Annotated in this window: 10 protein-coding genes; 4 read left to right on the plus strand and 6 right to left on the minus strand. The window is 68.3% G+C overall.

Annotation, left to right across the window (positions count from 1 at the left end; translation table 11 throughout):
- From PUR53_RS10810 to PUR53_RS10825, 4 genes are all read right to left on the minus strand, one after another.
- Positions 1 to 588, minus strand: a 588-nt coding sequence (locus PUR53_RS10810; protein ID WP_329908136.1) for a beta-galactosidase, incomplete at its 3' end; no start/stop codon positions are given.
- A gap of 44 nt (positions 589 to 632) precedes the next feature.
- Positions 633 to 1520 (minus strand): carbohydrate ABC transporter permease, encoded by an 888-nt coding sequence (locus PUR53_RS10815; protein WP_329908137.1) that lies wholly within the window; start codon positions 1518 to 1520, stop codon positions 633 to 635.
- On the minus strand, positions 1517 to 2497 hold the full coding sequence (locus PUR53_RS10820; RefSeq protein ID WP_329908139.1) for a carbohydrate ABC transporter permease: 981 nt from the start codon (positions 2495 to 2497) through the stop codon (positions 1517 to 1519). Before PUR53_RS10820 ends, PUR53_RS10815 begins: the two co-directional genes overlap by 4 nt.
- Before the next feature lie 37 nt (positions 2498 to 2534).
- Complete coding sequence (locus PUR53_RS10825; RefSeq protein ID WP_329908141.1) at positions 2535 to 3845, minus strand: ABC transporter substrate-binding protein; 1311 nt, start codon at positions 3843 to 3845, stop codon at positions 2535 to 2537.
- 506 nt (positions 3846 to 4351) lie between these two features.
- On the opposite strand from PUR53_RS10825, the gene PUR53_RS10830 reads away from it, so the two are divergent.
- From PUR53_RS10830 to PUR53_RS10840, 3 genes are all read left to right on the plus strand, one after another.
- Positions 4352 to 5416 carry a LacI family DNA-binding transcriptional regulator gene (locus tag PUR53_RS10830; protein WP_329908142.1) on the plus strand — a complete coding sequence of 355 codons (1065 nt, stop codon included), beginning with the start codon at positions 4352 to 4354 and terminating at the stop codon, positions 5414 to 5416.
- A 265-nt stretch (positions 5417 to 5681) separates the two neighbouring features.
- Positions 5682 to 7739: an RICIN domain-containing protein gene (locus PUR53_RS10835; protein WP_329908143.1), complete on the plus strand. Its 2058-nt coding sequence runs from the start codon at positions 5682 to 5684 to the stop codon at positions 7737 to 7739.
- A 187-nt stretch (positions 7740 to 7926) separates the two neighbouring features.
- On the plus strand, positions 7927 to 9078 hold the full coding sequence (locus PUR53_RS10840; RefSeq protein WP_443080289.1) for a sensor histidine kinase: 1152 nt from the start codon (positions 7927 to 7929) through the stop codon (positions 9076 to 9078).
- Positions 9079 to 9181: 103 nt separating this feature from the next.
- Here PUR53_RS10840 and PUR53_RS10845 read toward each other — a convergent pair whose 3' ends face one another.
- The gene (locus tag PUR53_RS10845; protein ID WP_329908145.1) at positions 9182 to 10066 is read right to left on the minus strand and encodes a S1 family serine peptidase; all 885 of its coding nucleotides are present in this window, start codon (positions 10064 to 10066) and stop codon (positions 9182 to 9184) included.
- Positions 10067 to 11229: 1163 nt separating this feature from the next.
- Positions 11230 to 14958 (minus strand): nSTAND1 domain-containing NTPase, encoded by a 3729-nt coding sequence (locus PUR53_RS10850; protein WP_329908146.1) that lies wholly within the window; start codon positions 14956 to 14958, stop codon positions 11230 to 11232.
- 415 nt (positions 14959 to 15373) lie between these two features.
- Between PUR53_RS10850 and PUR53_RS10855 the strand changes: the two genes are divergently transcribed.
- Entirely contained in the window at positions 15374 to 16195 is an 822-nt protein-coding gene (locus PUR53_RS10855; protein ID WP_329908147.1) for a hypothetical protein, read from the plus strand.
- The last annotated feature ends 96 nt before the right edge of the window (positions 16196 to 16291 follow it).

A 16291-nucleotide genomic window follows, 5' to 3' on the forward strand; every position in this document is an offset into this window, starting at 1 on the left:
CTGGCTCCAGAAGGTGGTGCCCCAGGCGTGGTTGAGCGCGTTGAGGTCGTTGCCGTACTTCGCCTTCAGCCAGGTGCGGAAGGCGGCCGCGCTGGTGTCGCAGTAGCAGGCGGCGTTGTGGCAGCCGTACTCGTTGTGGACGTGCCACATGGCGACGGCCGGGTGGTCGGCGTACCGCTCGGCCAGCGCGCCCGCGATGCGCAGGGCCGCCGTGCGGTAGGCGGGGCTGGAGGGGCAGAACGTCTGGCGGCTGCCGTACGAGAGCGTACGGCCGTCGCGGTCGACCGGCAGCGCTTCGGGGTGGGCGCGGAAGAACCAGGCGGGCGGGCAGGCCGTCGGGGTGGCGAGATCGGCGGCGATGCCGTTCTCATGGAGCAGCGCCAGGATCTTGTCCATGCGGGAGAAGTCGTAGACGCCCTCGGAGGGCTCCAGCAGGGCCCAGGAGAAGATGCCGACGCTGACCATGGTCACCCCGGCCTCGCGCATCAGGGCCATGTCCTCGGCCCACACGTCCTCTGGCCACTGTTCGGGGTTGTAGTCGCCGCCGTAGGCGATGCCGGGCAGGCGGAGGCGGCGTTCGGTGGTCACTGGTGGTACTCCGGAAGGTGTGGGGAACGAGTGGGAGGCGTGCTTCAGCCCTTGTTGGCGCCCAGCGTGAGGCCGCTGACGAACTGGCGCTGGAGCACGAAGTACACGATCAGGGTGGGGATGGCGGTGAGCAGGGCGCCGGCGGCGACGAGGTTGGGGTCGGTGAAGTACTGGCCGGAGAGGTTGTTCAGGGCCGAGGTGATCGGCATGTTCTCGCCGGTGGAGATCAGCACGAGGGCCCAGAAGAAGTCGTTGTAGATCCAGATGGACAGCAGCGTCGCCAGGGCGGCCATCGCGGGCTTGCACAGGGGCAGCACGATCTGCCAGTACAGGCGCCACACGGAGGCGCCGTCGACGAGGGCGGCCTCGGTCAGTTCGTGCGGCAGCGAGCGCATGTAGTTGGCCAGCACGAACGCGCAGAACCCGGACTGGAACGCCACGTGGATCAGCACCAGGCCGAGCGCGGAGTCGTACAGCTTGCCGCTCATGGTGATGCCGGGCAGGTCGATGAGCAGGTAGAGGCGGTACAGGGGGGTGATGATGACCTGTTGCGGGAGCAGGTTGCCGGCGGTGAAGACCAGGAGCAGGAAGAGGTTGATCCGGAAGTCGAAGCGGCTGACGTAGAAGGCCACCATCGACGACAGGAACAGCGTCAGCAGCACCGCCGGGATCGCCACCAGCAGTGTGTTCCCGAAGTAGTGCAGCATGTCCGACTGCTGGAAGGCGCCTGTGAAGTTGTCGAGACTCAGCTTGTCGGGCCAGGACACGTAGCCCTTGGTGCTGGTCTCGGCGTACGGCCGCATCGCCGCGTACATCGCCCACAGCAGGGGCGCGAGCCAGGCCAGCGCGGCACCGGCGAGGAAGACGTGCAGCAGGATCCGGGCGAGGCGGGCGGGGGTGCGCTGCTTTCCGAGCGCGCTCACGGTGCTCATGCGCGCCGCTCCTTCCGGAAGGTCGCGATCAGATACGGGATGATCACGGCGAGCGAGATCACCAGCAGGACCACGGCGATCGCGGAGCCGTAGCCGATGCGGCTGGACTCTCCGATGATGTTGTTGGTGACCAGGATCGAGAGCAGCTCGGTGCCCTCGGCGCCCTTGTTGAAGACGAAGACCAGGTCGAAGGCGCGCAGTGCCTCGATGATGGTGACGACCAGGACGACGGTGTTGGTGGGCCGCAGCGTCGGGAAGATGACGTTCTTGAAGGTCTGCCACTCGTTGGCGCCGTCCAGCGAGGACGCCTCGCGCAGGGAGGGGTCGACGCCCTTCAGGCCGGCCAGGTAGAGGATCATCATGTAGCCGGTGTGGCGCCAGGACGCGGCGATGAGGATGGCCCAGAGGTTGAGGTCCGGGTCGCCGATCCAGTCGATGTACTTGCCCGGTTCGTTGGCGCCGATCAGGCTGTTGATCAGGCCGGTGTCGGGGTTGTACACGAGCTGCCAGACGAAGCCGATGACGGCCATGGACAGCACGACGGGCAGGAAGAACGCCGTCTGGTAGACCCGGCTGAACCGGATCTGCTTGTCCAGCTGCACGGCCAGGAACAGGCCCATGGGCGTCGGGATCAGGATCAGGACGACGAACCAGACCACGTTGTGCTCGACGGCCGGCCAGAACTGCGGGTTGTTGGTGAACAGTTCCTTGAAGTTCTCCAGGCCGACCCACTTGATGGAGTCGAAGCCGATGCCGTCCCAGGTGGTGAGGGCGAGGGCGATGGAGGCCAGGGCGGTGACCCAGACGAGGGCGACGTGCAGGATCGTCGGCACGCCGGCCATCAGGCCGAGCGTGATCCGGTCGCGGCGGGTCAGCAGGCGCTGGTGGCCCTGCGGATCCCGCCTCTTCGGTGTCGCGGCGCCCGGAGGCGGCACCGCGGCCGCCTCCGGGATCTTCGTGGTCGTTTCGGAGCTCATGGTGTCGGTGTTCATCCGCTTCAGAACGGGGGCGGGCTCAGCCGGACGCGAAGATCGTCTTCTTCTGGCGCTCGATCGAGGACAGCAGGCTGTCGATCCCCTTGGGGTCGCGGATGAACTTCTGCAGCGCGGGCTGCATCACCGTGGACGTGAAGTCCGGCCGGCTGTCACGGTCCATGAACTGGGTGAGATGCTTCGCCTGGCTGATCATCTCGTAGCCCTTCTTCTGCAGGGCGCTGTAGCCGGAGGTATCGGCCTTCGTGGAGGCGGCGATCAGGCTCGGGTCGGCCTTCAGGTAGATCTCCTCGGCCTGGGCCGTGCCCAGGAATTCGAGCAGCTTGACGGACCCGGCGTGGTTCTTGGGCTTCTTGCTGAGCATGATGCCGTCGGTCGGCGCCTCCACGGTGTCCTGCCCGTACGCCGGGTCGATCTCGGGGAAGGCGAAGAAGTCGAGGTCGTCCAGGTCCGCCTTGTTGCTGAACTGCTGCGCCACGAACATGCCAAGCATGTACATGCCGGCCTTCTTGGCCACCAGGGTCTGGGCGGCGTCCTGCCAGGTACGGCCGACCGCGCCCTCCTGGTGGTAGGGCAGGGTCTCGGCCCAGGTGTCGAAGACCTTGCGGACCTTCGCGTCGGTCCACGAAGCCTTGCCCGCCATCAGCTCGACGTGGAAGTCGTAGCCGTTGAGGCGGAAGTTGATCTGGTCGAAGGAGCCCATCGCCGGCCAGGCGTCCTTGTCGCCGTACGCGATCGGGACGAGGCCGTCCTTCTTCATCCGCTTGCACAGGGCGACGTACGCGTCCCACGTGGTGGGGACCTCGTAGCCGTACTTCTGGAAGACGCTCTTGCGGTAGAAGACCGCCCACGGGGACGTGGTGAGGGGCACGAGGTAGTACTTGCCGTCCTGACCCTTGCTCAGGTCGTGCATGGCACTGGGGAAGTTGCCCCCGATCGTCTTCCACACGTCGTCGATGGGGGAGGCCAGTCCCTTGGCCGCGAAGAACTGCATCCGGTAGCCGGCGAACCACTGGAACACGTCGTCCGGCGTGCCCTGCAGGTAGGAGTTGATCTGCTCCTGGAAGGTGTTGTGGTCCTTGGTGTTGATGTCGACCGCGATCCCGGACTGCTTCGTGAAGGCCGCGTAGACGTCGGCGTACCCCTTCTTCGGGACGGCGTCGGACGCATTGGAGCCCACGGTGACGGTCTTGGTGTCCGACGAGGCGGAACTCCCGGCGCAGGCGCTCAGCAGGGGGATGCCGGCACCCAGTAGCGCGGCTCCGCCGAGTCCGCGGAGCACGGTGCGGCGGTTGGTTTCAGGCATGGACTGACCAAGGGATGAATGGTGCATTTTGACTCCTGACAGGGCTGGCGGTACCCAGGCGTGGCGCGTCAGTCGGAGGGGGGGTGGCGGAGAGGCAGCCGCCGAGTGACCAGAATCAAACACGATCAAACAAACGCGATCGCTGGACGCCAGGAAGCGTGAACGCTGTGTGTGCTCGCTGTCAAGACTGCGCGTCCGGCAATTCATGATGGATGGGGAACGGTCGGGGGCCTCTCCTGTCGGTGGCCGGAGCGGACGGACAAGGCTGACAGGGTCGGCCGTCGCGTTGACCTGTATGGAGAAAGCGCTGCTTGAGCTGCAGGAATGCATCCCGGGGACGCGTCCTCGGGCGTCTGCGGCACCCGCTTTCGTCCGGCCACGGCCCCGAGGCCCTATCCCATCGGAAGCGATTGACGCCGCGGGACCTCTTGACGTGCGACCGGCGGATGCGTAGACATTGACCGCGCGGTCAGACCGCGCGGTCATGTAAGTGACCTCGTTCGATGGAGAACACACGGCCATGGGGAGACGTCATGACATCAGGGCTGGAGCGCGGTGCCGGCTCTTCCGCGCCGCGCAGTGAGGACGTGGCCAGGCTGGCCGGCGTCTCACGCAAGACGGTCTCCCGGGTCCTCAACAACGAGCCGTACGTCTCCGAGGAGTCCCGCCGCCGTGTCCTGGCGGCCGCCGAGGAACTCGGCTACCGGCTCAACCACGCCGCCCGGGCACTGGCCTCCGGCCGTACCCGCTCCATCGGTGTGGTCGCTCTGGGAACAGCCGGGTATGGAACCGCCTCCCTGCTCGTGGGCATCGAACAAGCCGTACGGGACGCCGGTTACGCGCTTCGCGTGCTCAACACACCGGACGGCAACCCGCAAAGCATCGCCGCCGCGCTGGAATCACTCCTGGAGCAGGGCGTGGACGGCATCGTCGTCTCGGAACCCTTCGTCGAAGGTGACGTCCCGCTCGGCGTCGACGTGCCGGTCCTTTTCCTCGGAGCCCCGCCCGCCTTCACTGCCGCCCGGACTTTGAGCGTCGGTGTGGGCGCGCATCAGCTGGCGCGCGCGGCCACCGATCACCTCCTGGACCTGGGGCACGCGACCGTCCATCACCTCGCCGGTCCGCGGCGGTGGTACGCCACCACGGACCGCATCGAGGGATGGCGGGCGGCGCTGGCGGCCCGGGGCGCGCATGAACCCCCCGTGCTGAACGGCGACTGGTCGGCGGCTTCCGGGTACGCCGCGGGCCTGCAGCTGGCCTCGGACCGCTCAGTGACCGCAGTGTTCGCCGCAGGCGACGAGATGGCCATCGGACTGATCCACGGCCTGCGGGAAAGCGGTCGTCGGGTGCCGGAGGACATCAGTATCGTCGGTTTCGACGGAAACCCCGTCTTCGCCTACGTCTCCCCGCCTCTGACCACTGTCCGTCAGCCTTTCGAGGCCGCGTCGAGCGAAGGGATCAGGCTTCTCCTCCACGCCGTGGAGAACCCCGGCGCCGACCTGCCGCCGGCGAACGACCTACCCGTCGAACTGATCGTCCGCGGCTCGACCGCGCCGCCACCGTCCCACAAGGGCCAGAGCCCTTTACACACCACCTGAGACCGCCCCGAGCAACCGGCCGATGCGGGAAACACGTCGCACGCACCGCTGCACCCCGCGCACAACGGCCATCGATCCCACAGCCGTCCCACCCAGGGCTACCGCGCCGCCGTCCCATCACACGGCCGCTGACCATGCCCTTTTATCGCGAGGCCGCCCGGCCCTACCGCCGACCGACCCGCCCCTGAACCCCGCCGCCCCCAACCTGGTCATCCGGGGGCGGCGGGCCCGTACAAAGAACCACGCCCCGCCATCGGAGCCGCACATGTCCCCCGCACGAACAGGCGCCAGACCCGGCGCCGCTCCGCGTTCCCGCCCCGCCACTCTTCTCTTCCTCCTGCTCTCGCTAGTCGTCGCCGCGGCGACGCTGGTCCTGCCCGGAGCGGGAAGGGCGGACGCCCTCTCCCGCCCCGCCCAGACGCTCTACACCCCGCCGTCCGACGCACTCTCCCCCGGCAGCTACTACCCGCGGGCCATGCGCCTGCAGCACAACGGCTCGGCCAACGGCACCCTGCTCGCCACGTTCGAGCAGTACCGCGTGGACATGCCCGTCTTCCCGATCTACCGCAGTACCGACAACGGCGTCTCCTGGACGAAGCTCTCCGAGGTCGCCGACACCCAGAACGGCTGGGGCATGCGCTGGCAGCCCGAGCTGTTCGAACTGCCCAGGGCGATGGGTGACTTCCCCGCCGGCACCATCCTCGCCGCCGGCGACTCCGTGCCCTACGACCGGGGCGGCAGCAAGATCGACCTGTACGCCAGCACCGACCGCGGCCAGAGTTGGACCTTCGTCACCAACATCGCCACCGGCGGCAAGGCCACGGACACAAACGGCAACACGCCCGTGTGGGAACCGTTCTTCCTGGTCTCCGGCGACAAGCTCATCGTCTACTACTCCGACCAGCGCGACCCCGACCACGGCCAGAAGATCGTCCACCAGGTCTCCACCGACATCCGCACCTGGGGACCGGTCGTGGACGACGTCGCGATGCCCACCTACAGCCAGCGCCCCGGCATGCCGACCGTCGCGAAGATGCCCAACGGCAAATACATCATGACGTACGAGTACGGCGGTTCGGCCGCGGGCAACTTCGCCGTCCACTACAAGATCTCCGACGACCCGGAGGCGTTCGACTCCGTCACCGGCATCCCGCTGCGCACCACCGACGGCCTGGTCCCCCAGGGCACGCCCTACATCACCTGGCTGCCCACCGGCGGCCCCAACGGAACCCTCGTCACCACCGCCCACAGCAGTGACGACCTGTTCGTCAACACCCAGAACGGCGCCGCGGACACCTGGACGCGGATGCCCTCCAACGTCGGTGGCGGCTACAGCCGTGGTCTGCTTCCGCTGGCCGACGGCCACAGCCTGATGGTCTTCAGCGCGGGCTTCGGCGGCGACAACCGCCGCAACCCGGTCACGTACAGCACGGTCGACTTCGGCGGAAGCATCTCCGACGGCGCCACCTACACCATGACCAACGCGAACAGCGCCCTGAACCTCACCATCGCCAGCGGCTCCACCACCAACGGCACCACCGCCACCCAGCAGACCCCCACCACCTCCACCAACCAGCAGTGGCGCTTCGAGCAGCAGTCCTCCGGCTACTTCAAGATCTCCAACGTGGCCAGCGGCAAAGTCCTCGGCGTCCAGAACCAGTCCACCGCCAACGGAGCCACCGTCCTGCAGTGGGACGACAACGGCACCCTCGACCACGAATGGGCCGTCGCGCCCCACCCGGCCGGCGGCTACAGCATCACCAACCGCATCAGCGGCAAGCTCCTCGAAATACCCAGCGCCTCCACCACCGTCGGCACCGGCGCCGTGCAATGGAGCGGCACCACCTGCGGCTGCCAGCGCTGGAACCTCGCCCAGACCGCCCTGCCGCCCCTGGGCACCGGCCAGTACGTCCTGGTGAACAAGAACAGCGGCAAGTACCTCGACATCCCGGCCGGCTCCACCACCGCCGGCACCGCCGTCGGCCAGTGGCAGAACACGTTCTGCGCCTGCCAGCTCTTCACCTTCCAATCCGCGGGCAGCGGTTCCTGGACCATCAAGAACGCCAAGAGCAACCTCAACCTCGACATCCAAGGCTCCTCCAGCGCCGCGGGCGCGGCCCTCGTCCAGAACACCGCCTCCAGCGCCGACTCACAGAAGTGGACCCTCACCGACGGGGGCGGCGGCTACTACAAACTCCGCAACGTGAACAGCACCCTCGTCGCCGGAGTCGCCCAGTCCTCCACCGCCAACGGGGCAGCCATCGTCCAGTGGGGCACCGCCGGCCTCGACGACCAGCTCTGGAAGATCGTCCGCGTCAACTGACAGCTCTCCCCATCCAACGCCCGGGCGCAGGAACCGCCGACGAAGCGGTTCCTGCGCCTGGCGTCTGCCCCGGTCGACCGGCCGAGACACAGCTGACCGCTCCCCTACAGTTACCGATGTGAACCTCCTGCCCGCGACAGACGTCCTCACCACGACACGGACCCGTCGGCAAGGATGCCTGCGCGTGTTGGGTATCACCACGCTGGTCCTGCTGGCCGTGGCGGACGTGCTCATCGCCGTCGCCAACGGCAAGACCCTCTGGGCACTACTCCTGCTCCTGACGCCCGGCCTCGCGGCCGTCCTCTGGCCCTCCGCCCGGCAGCCCGCCTGGCTCACCCCCCAACTGCGGACCGCCCTGCCAGCAGGCGGCTCCCTGACCTTGACCGCCGTGGCCGCGACGACCGAGCGCATGCGGACACTCGGCCCGGGTGAGGTGGCGGTCCTGCTCTGCCTGTTGCTCATCGCCGTCCGCACCTGCCCACCACGGTGGGCGTTGCCGTGCGCCGTCCTCGCAGGCGGGGCGGCCATCGCGACGCCGCTGCGCTTCCACGAGGTCATCGCCAAGGAAGACGCGCTCCTGTTCATGCTGCTGCTGTCGCTGCTCGCCTGCGTTTTCGCCGGCCTCGGCGGTTACCTGCGCACCCTGGACCACAGGCGCGGCGTCGCAGTCGCCGAGACCCGCCGCTCTGAACGCCTCGCCATGGCGGCCGACTTGCACGACTTCGTCGCCCACCACGTCACCGGCATCCTGGTCCAGACACAGATGGCCCGCATGATGGCCGCCACCGAACACGACCGCCTGGACCCGGTCCTGGCGGGAATCGAGCACGCCGCGACCCAAGCGCTCGACTCCATGCGCGTGACCGTCGGCATCCTGCGCGGCGGCCCGGAGGAAACGGCCAGGCTGCAGCCGAGCAGGAGCGACCCGGTGGGCGACCTGACTGCTCTTGCGGAACTGGTCGACCGATTCGGCGGCCCGACCGGTCCGAAGGCCGAACTGCACCTCGACGCCTCGGTGCGCCCGAGCCTTCCCCACGCGGTGCAGGCTTCCGCCTACCGAGTCGTCCAGGAAGCCCTCACGAACGTACGGCGTCACGCCGCCGACGCCACCGAAGTCACCGTCACCCTCGCCCACGTCGACGACACGCTGCACGTGACGGTGCGCGACAACGGCCGCGGAGGCGCCTCCATGCCGTACGCCGCCCGCGGCGGAGGCTTTGGCATCGTGGGCCTCACCGAACGCGTCACCGCGCTCGGCGGCACACTGCGTACCGGCCCCCGTCAGGACCACGGCTGGGAGGTCGTGGCCCTCCTCCCCGCCCCGCGGCAAGCGGACTGACCCGAGAGCCGTCTCGCGATCCCGGCAGTCCGGTGCCGCTCCGCCGCAGGTCGGGACAGAACCCAGGCCCGCACGGAACAAGGTGTTCCGCGCGGGCACAGGATCAGCGACCGAGCAGGCGCTTCAGCCGCTTGCCCTCGGCGGACTTCCACAGCGTGTCCCACAGCTTGGCGGAGCCGGTGTAGGCGTACACGCCCGGAGCGCCTTGCGCCGCGCAGCCGTCGCCGTGCGACACGACGCCTATCTGGTACACGCCCTTGCGGCCCTTCAGCTTGCGGAAGAGCGGTCCGCCGCTGTCACCCTGGCAGGAATCCTTCCCCTCGACTCCCGCGCATACTTCGGCCTTCCTGTCGTAGGACGAGTACGACGCCTCGCACTCGATGTGCGACACGATCGGGACGTCTACCGCGCGCAGCCGGTCCGCGTTGGCCGGCATCTCGGTATCGGTGTTGCCCCAGCCGGCGACCGTAGCCTTGGCGCCCGGGCGGATGAGCGCGTCCGTGCCCGGGGTCGGCAGGTTGACCGGGGCGATGCCGTAGACGGGTTTGGCCAGTTCCAGGAAGGCGACGTCGTACTCCCCTTCGGGGTGGACAGTGATCGTGCGGACGTTGCGCAGATGGCCCTGCTTCTTGTTCGACAGCACGGTCCGGCCCACTACGGTCTCCATCTGCTTGGGCTTCACGTCATAGACGCAGTGGGCGGCCGTCATCACGAGATAAGGACTGAGCAGACTGCCACCGCAGAACTGCCGGTCGAGCGGCTTGCCCTTGCCCTTGACCAGCAGCGCCGCCATGAACGGGTAAGAGCCGTTGGGCTGCGCGCTGCCACCGATGATCTGCACGACCGGGCGCCCCCGGTCCGTCGACGTCGCGGCGTGGGCCGTGCCGACGGACACGGCAAGGAGCCCGAGTGCCGTGCCGGCCGCGACTGCGACGGAGGTGCGCCGCCGAGTCGCCTCTCTGTGGGCGGGGGCGTTGAAAAGATGCATGGGATCTCCAGTCTTTCGAATGATTCAGCACCCCGGTGAACCCGCTCTCGCGTCCCCATCTCCTACACGTAGAGGAACTATGGGATTTCCGCACCAATATGGCGCTATGCCGGGCCGAGTGCGGGCAAAGGGGTTGGCCTTGCCACGAACTCGTCCGTGGACAAGGCCCTTCCGGTCCCACCGCGCAGACGCTGTGGCCGGAATCCTTGGGGGTGTCTCCCGAGCTACGGCGTGACCGTCATGGGCGATCCGCTGCACTCGTCTTGATGGCCGTGACCAAGTTCAGCCGGGCCGCGGGTTCCGCGTGGGACTGCCCGAAGCCGACACTGCCCGATCGAGGGCGGCCACCTAGGTATCGCCCTAGCCTTCGAGCCTGGACAGCTCGGTGGCGACGGTGGGAGCACCAGGAGCGGTGGGCGAAGTTGTCACGAGATCTTGCTCCGATCAGAGCGCGGACAGCGCAGGACACAGATCAGAACCGCACCTGGCTGGGGGGACTGCTTCATCATCCGGTGCACACCGCCCCCTCGGATCAGCCGAATGACCGACCACCTGAGGCTGATGCGCGAACGGGCCTTATCCGCCTCTGGTATGTCGCTGCGTCAGCTTTGAGGATGAGGCGCTGGGAGGGGAACATGGTCCACTTCCGCCGGGAAGGTGTGGGTGCCGCGGCTGCTGGTAACACCCGGCCGACGACGATGTCCTGTCGTGGGCGAGGGGCGACCCCTCATGGGCGAGAGCACGCCCCGGCTTGGAACTCTGCGTCCCATCCTCGAACGGCGCCTTCCGACGCCGCAGGCATCGACCGCCGCCCTGGGACTACCACTTCCCCGTCGGCGCGTCGAAGGCCGCGACCATCAAACCTACTTCGGCACAGATCGACCTCGCTTACGCTCCTTCTCCGTCCGCCCAGGAACCCGATGTCGCGCCGAGATCATCGACACCCCGATGTGCCGGTCACCGAGCTCTCAGAACGGTGATGGCACAGACCGGTGCCTGCACCCCGTCCGCGACACCACCTTCGGCGAGGAAGCCTCCTGACCAGCTGATCGACCGGGGCCTTCTCACCACAAGCCACTGACTTCGCTGTCTGTGAGCCCTCCACAGAAAGTGGACCAGAGCCGCGACTCACCGACAGAGCCACCCGGGACTCGATGACTCCGTCAGTCACCGCACACTTTGCGGTAGGCCACGTCAGGGAGGTACGTGCGCCACTGAGTCCTGGTGAGTTGCGCGCCGTCTGTCCGAGCGCAGACCTCAGTGAGGGCGCGATGGGTGTCGATGGTGTACCGCTGTAGTGGGGCGTGGGCGCTGCCGGCGTAGAGGGTCTTGTTGTCGGCACTGAAGGCGAGGGTGTCGACGGCGTCGCCGGGCGTGGTCACTGAGCCGCCGAGGGGTTGCTGGGTGGCGGTGTCCCACAACTGGAGGGTGCCCGCGTCGCCGCCGACGGCCAGAGTGCTGCCGTCGGGGCTGAAGGCCAGCGCGCTGACCTCTTCCCTGATGCCGCCGAACCCGGGGGGAAATTGGTTGGGCAGGATGCCCTCGCGGTGGCGGAGCTCGCCGTCCCACAGGGCCACGCGACCCGTGAAGTCGCCGGCCGCCAGGCGTCCGCCATCGGACGTGAACGCGAGGGCACCGATCAGGTTTCCCCAGAGCAGCTCGTGGGCGACGGCCTTGCCCGCACGAACGGATTGTGTGTCGTTGACGAGGAGGCGGCCGTCGGGACGGACAGCCATGATGAAGCCGCTCCGGCCGGGCAGTACCGCGGTTCTGCGGTGGTGCACGGTGTCCCATGTTTCGTTGCTCAGTTCACCGAAGGTCGCGGTGCGGTCGGTGTGACGGGCGGTATAGAGAGTGCGGCCCCCAGGGCCCAGGGCGATCGCGCCCACTGCTTTGGCGGACCTCGGGGTCGCCAGATCCAGGGTGGTGCGGGCGCGGTCGTGGGTCAGATCCCAGAGCGTGACGCGCTGCGGTGCCGCATGTGAGTCGGGGGCCGAGACACCGTACGCGAACGCGGTGCTGTCCGTGCTGAACGCCATCAGGGCCAGGGTGTCCCGCGCGACGATCGGCTGCGCAGGGTCACGGGAGACCGGCAACGGCTGGGCCGGCAGTGTTTGCAGGACGCGGCCGTCACGGGTGTCGCGGAGTTGGAATCGGTAGTGGGTACTGGAGCGTTCAGCGGTGGCAAGGATACGACCGTCAGGGCTGAGTAGTTCTGCGGAGAGTGGATGGCGGTGCCAGGTGGGGGTGACGGCCGCCGCGAGGTCGAGGGAGTGGACGGTGCTGCCTTCGATGTAGCGCAGCACGGGGCGGGTGGGGTCCCAGGCAAGGCCGCCGTACGGCACCAGCTGGTTGTTCAGGGTATGCCGGAACACCGGCATGGCGGGGTCCGACAGACGCCACACCCTGATCTCTTGGTCGTCCTCGGTCGCGAGGAAGTCCCGGTCCTCGCTGACGGCAACGCCCTTTACTCCCGGGCTGGCGATGTCGGCGACCCGCTGTCCGGAGGTGGCGTCCCAGACCCGCACTCCGCGTGGGGAGAGGGCAGCGAGCCGGGAGCCACTGAACACGAGGGAGGTGTCGTCGTCGCAGCTGCCACGGGCCTCTTGCCAGTCGCCGGGCAGGGTGCGGTGGCTGGTGATGTCCCAGATCTGGGGAGTCTTTCCGGTGGGGCAGACGGCTACCAGCCGGTCGTCGGCGCCGACAACCGGTGTCGGACGGCTGGTCGACCTCATCTCGAAGAGCACTCTGCCGTCCGTGATGGAGCGCAGCCGCACCCGGTCGTCGTCGAAGTCGGTCACCAGGTAACTGCGGCCACTTGCACCGAAGTTCACGATCGCGCCCGCCGGCTCGGGGGCGCCGGTCCAGCGGCCCGTAGCCGTATCCCACAGACGTACCCCGTCGCCCTCGGCGATCGCGAGCACACGGGCGTCCGGACCGGCCTCGACCACGGTGCCGTCCGGCAGTCTGCCCGAGGCGGTGCGGCGGCCGGTGGTGACGTCCCAGGTCCGCCAGGTGCGGCCGACGACGCTGAGCAGAGTACGACCGGAGTCGGCGAGGAAAGTCACGGAGGACGTCCCGTCCGGTGCCGGGTCGGAGAAGGTGGCCTCCTCCGGCTGGGCAAGGGCGCCGAGCAGGGCACGGCGCGACTCCGGCAGCGGGGAGACGTCCCAGGCAGCTACGGAGAGCAGCATCGCTGTCCGAGGGTCGGTGGTGCGCAGGGCGTCGGCGACGGCGGCGACACGGCGGGCCGCGGTATCGGCGCGATGCCGCTCGATGTCGCGGTGCTGCTGCCAGGCGGCCAGGCCGACGACCAGCGCCACGACCAGCACGGCGGAGAGCGAGGTGAGAAGCAGCCGGGAGCGGCGAGCGATGCGGGCCGCGGCGCGGCGTTCTCCTTCCCGGGCCTCCAGCGAAGCCAGCAGGAACGACCGCTCGGTCACCGTCAACGAGCCGCTGTCCGCGAACAGTTCCTCAATGCGGGTCAGGCTCGTGTTCCTGTACAGGGCGCCGGGGTCGCGGCCGTGCTCCAGCCACGTACGGGCGGCCTCGCTCAACGAGCGGTGATATCGCAGCCGTTCGCGGTCCCGGTCGATCCAGTGTCGCAGCCTCGGCCAGCTGGTGATCAGTGCCTCGTGGGTGAGCTGAACGCCGTCCTCGTTCACGGTCAGCAGCCGGGCGCCGGTCAGCTGTTCCACCACCCGCGGCACTTCGGGATCCGCCCATTCGTCCATGTCGGTCCGGGCGAGCGGCCGCCGGGTGTCGGGGGTGCCCTGGCCGGGTTCGACCATCCGCAGCAGCAGTTGCCGGGCGGTGCGCCTCTGGCCCGGGGACAGCCGGGCGTACGCCTCCTCGGCGGTGGCGGCGATCGCGCCGTGCACCCCGCCTGCCGCCTCGTACGCGGCGAGGGTCAGCAGCCTGCCTTTGCGGCGGCGCCAGGTCTCCAGCATGGCGTGCGAGAGCATGGGCAGGGCGCCGGGCTGGTCGAGGACCTCCTTGAGGATCCTGGCAGTCAGTTCCCGCTCCACGATGAGCCCGACCGATTGCGCCGGTTTGACGACCGCCTCGCGCAGTTCGTCCGCAGTCATCGGCGCGACCGGAAGGGCCGCACCGCGCAGGGACTCGGCCAGGCCCCGGTGCTCGGTGCACCGGGCGTAGAAGTCGGCGCGTACGGCGACGAGTACCCGCAGCCGGTTGCCCGGGGCGCGGGCGGCGAGCAGCAGATCGATGAAGCGGGCACGCTCGGCAGGGTCCCGGCACAGGGTGAAGACCTCTTCGAACTGGTCCACCACCACCCAGCTCTCCGGTTCGCCCTCGGCCGGGGTCAGTAAGTGCCCATACGTCGTGGCGGGCTTTCCCCCGGGGGTCAGGATCCGCAGCACCGCCGGGCGGTCGCTGCGCTCGATCTCCTCCCGGAGGCGGGGGATCAACCCGGCGCGCAGCAAGGAGGACTTCCCGCTGCCTGACGCTCCGAAGAGCACCACGAACCGGTGCCCGGACACCAGCTCGCCCAACTCCTCGAGCAGCCGGTCCCGGCCGAAGAACAGCCCACGGTGGTCCAGTTCGAAGCGTGTCAGTCCTCGGTACGGCGGCGACATGTCCTCCTCATCGAGCACCAGAGCCCGCGCCGCCTCGGCCTGCGCCTCCTTCCACCGCAGCTCCCATTCGGCCGGATCGCCGCCACATGCCCGCACGTAACCCTGGAGAACGGCCAGTGACGGAAGCCGCTCTCCGTTCGCCGCCTTGGCCAGGGCCGCCGTCGAGAATCCCGCGAGCCGGGCCATGGAGCGGTACGACGGCCCGCCGGCCGCCCGTCGCAGCTCGCGCAGTTCATGGGCGAACCGCTGCACGGGACCGGCCTCCGGATCCACCGGTCTTTCGGGACGCCCCATGGGATCCCACTCTCCCCATAGCCGAAGAAAAACATTCCATCACCGCAGACGCATACGTCACTCGGTGGCGTTCCGCCGACGCCCGTGCCTGTGCTCAGCCCGCACCTTGGGCAGCCGGCACCACCCACACCGTGGCCGAACGGCGCGGTCTGCGTCCATAGCCTGTCCCCCGGCGCCCTCTGACGCCACTTCGGGCAGTGTCTGCCCGACCATGCCGAGTGGGACTTGGCCGACGGCACCAGGAATTGTCTACTCCCTTGACCTGGCTTGATCGACAACCTCTGTGCCCGAAGAGTGGGCCGTGCCGCAGGAGACACGCCTTACCTCCTGCGCAAAAAGGATCATCCTGCGGCGCTCGTGGTCGTGGTTCGCGGCTCGAACGCCCGCCCTCCCCTTCAGAGGCAGGAGAAACAAGGTGACATCCCGTAGTGCGATCAAGCGGGCCGGTATCGCCGCTGCACTGGGCCTGGCTTCGGTGCTGACGTGCGCCTCGCCCGCCAGCGCCGCAACCGACATCATGAGAGCCGAGCCGTTCGACGCCAACAAGCTGATGTTGTCGATCTGCAATGGCCGCACAACCACCTCGTACTGGCGGCTCAACGTCCAGACCGGTCAGCTCGTGAAGCTCACACCGGAGCAGTGGCGCCTCATGTTCAACGTCGGCTCCACCACGTTGAAGCACCCCTGGGAGGCTTTCCACGGCCACTGCTCCTACCCCAAGGCGTCCAGCTGGACCTGGAACGGCCCTGAAAGCCAGGTCAGCAACACGCTGGTGAACTGTAGCCACAGAAGCACACTGAACGAGACCGTTCAGCAAGGTGGAATGACCACCAGCACCACGACCCACAGCGTGACCGCCTCTTTCGGTGTCGAATGGACCGCCATCGAGAAAGTCCTGGCGTTCGAGGCGGGCGGTAGCTACACCCGCTCCTGGTCGTACGCCAAGTCCGACAACTGGTCCAGATCGCACGGAATCACCGTCCCCCCGCGTCGAAAGGCCTGGTTCTCGCACCGTCCGGTGATGCGTACGGTCCGCAGCAACCCGGTCTTTCATGTCCACGAGTACCGGTGGGGCAACACCAAGGTCAATTCCTGGCGCGGCCGCGGATACAAAGACATCCTCTCCTACGGTGCCTACTACGACGCCGTCGGTAACGTGCTCAACTCCGATGGCAGCCCCAGCGGCCAGATAGTGGCCCGCGACCGGGGTGTGAACAGCAGCGCCGACTGCGGGTAGACGTGCCGCTCGTCCCGATGGGACGGAGGGGCCGGGACCTCAGTAGTGTCCCGGCCCCTCCGTAGCTCACTGTGCCGCGCGGACAGGACCGGCACT

The sequence above is a fragment of the Streptomyces sp. SP18BB07 genome (assembly GCF_036322545.1).
Taxonomy (GTDB): Bacteria; Actinomycetota; Actinomycetes; order Streptomycetales; family Streptomycetaceae; genus Streptomyces; species Streptomyces deccanensis.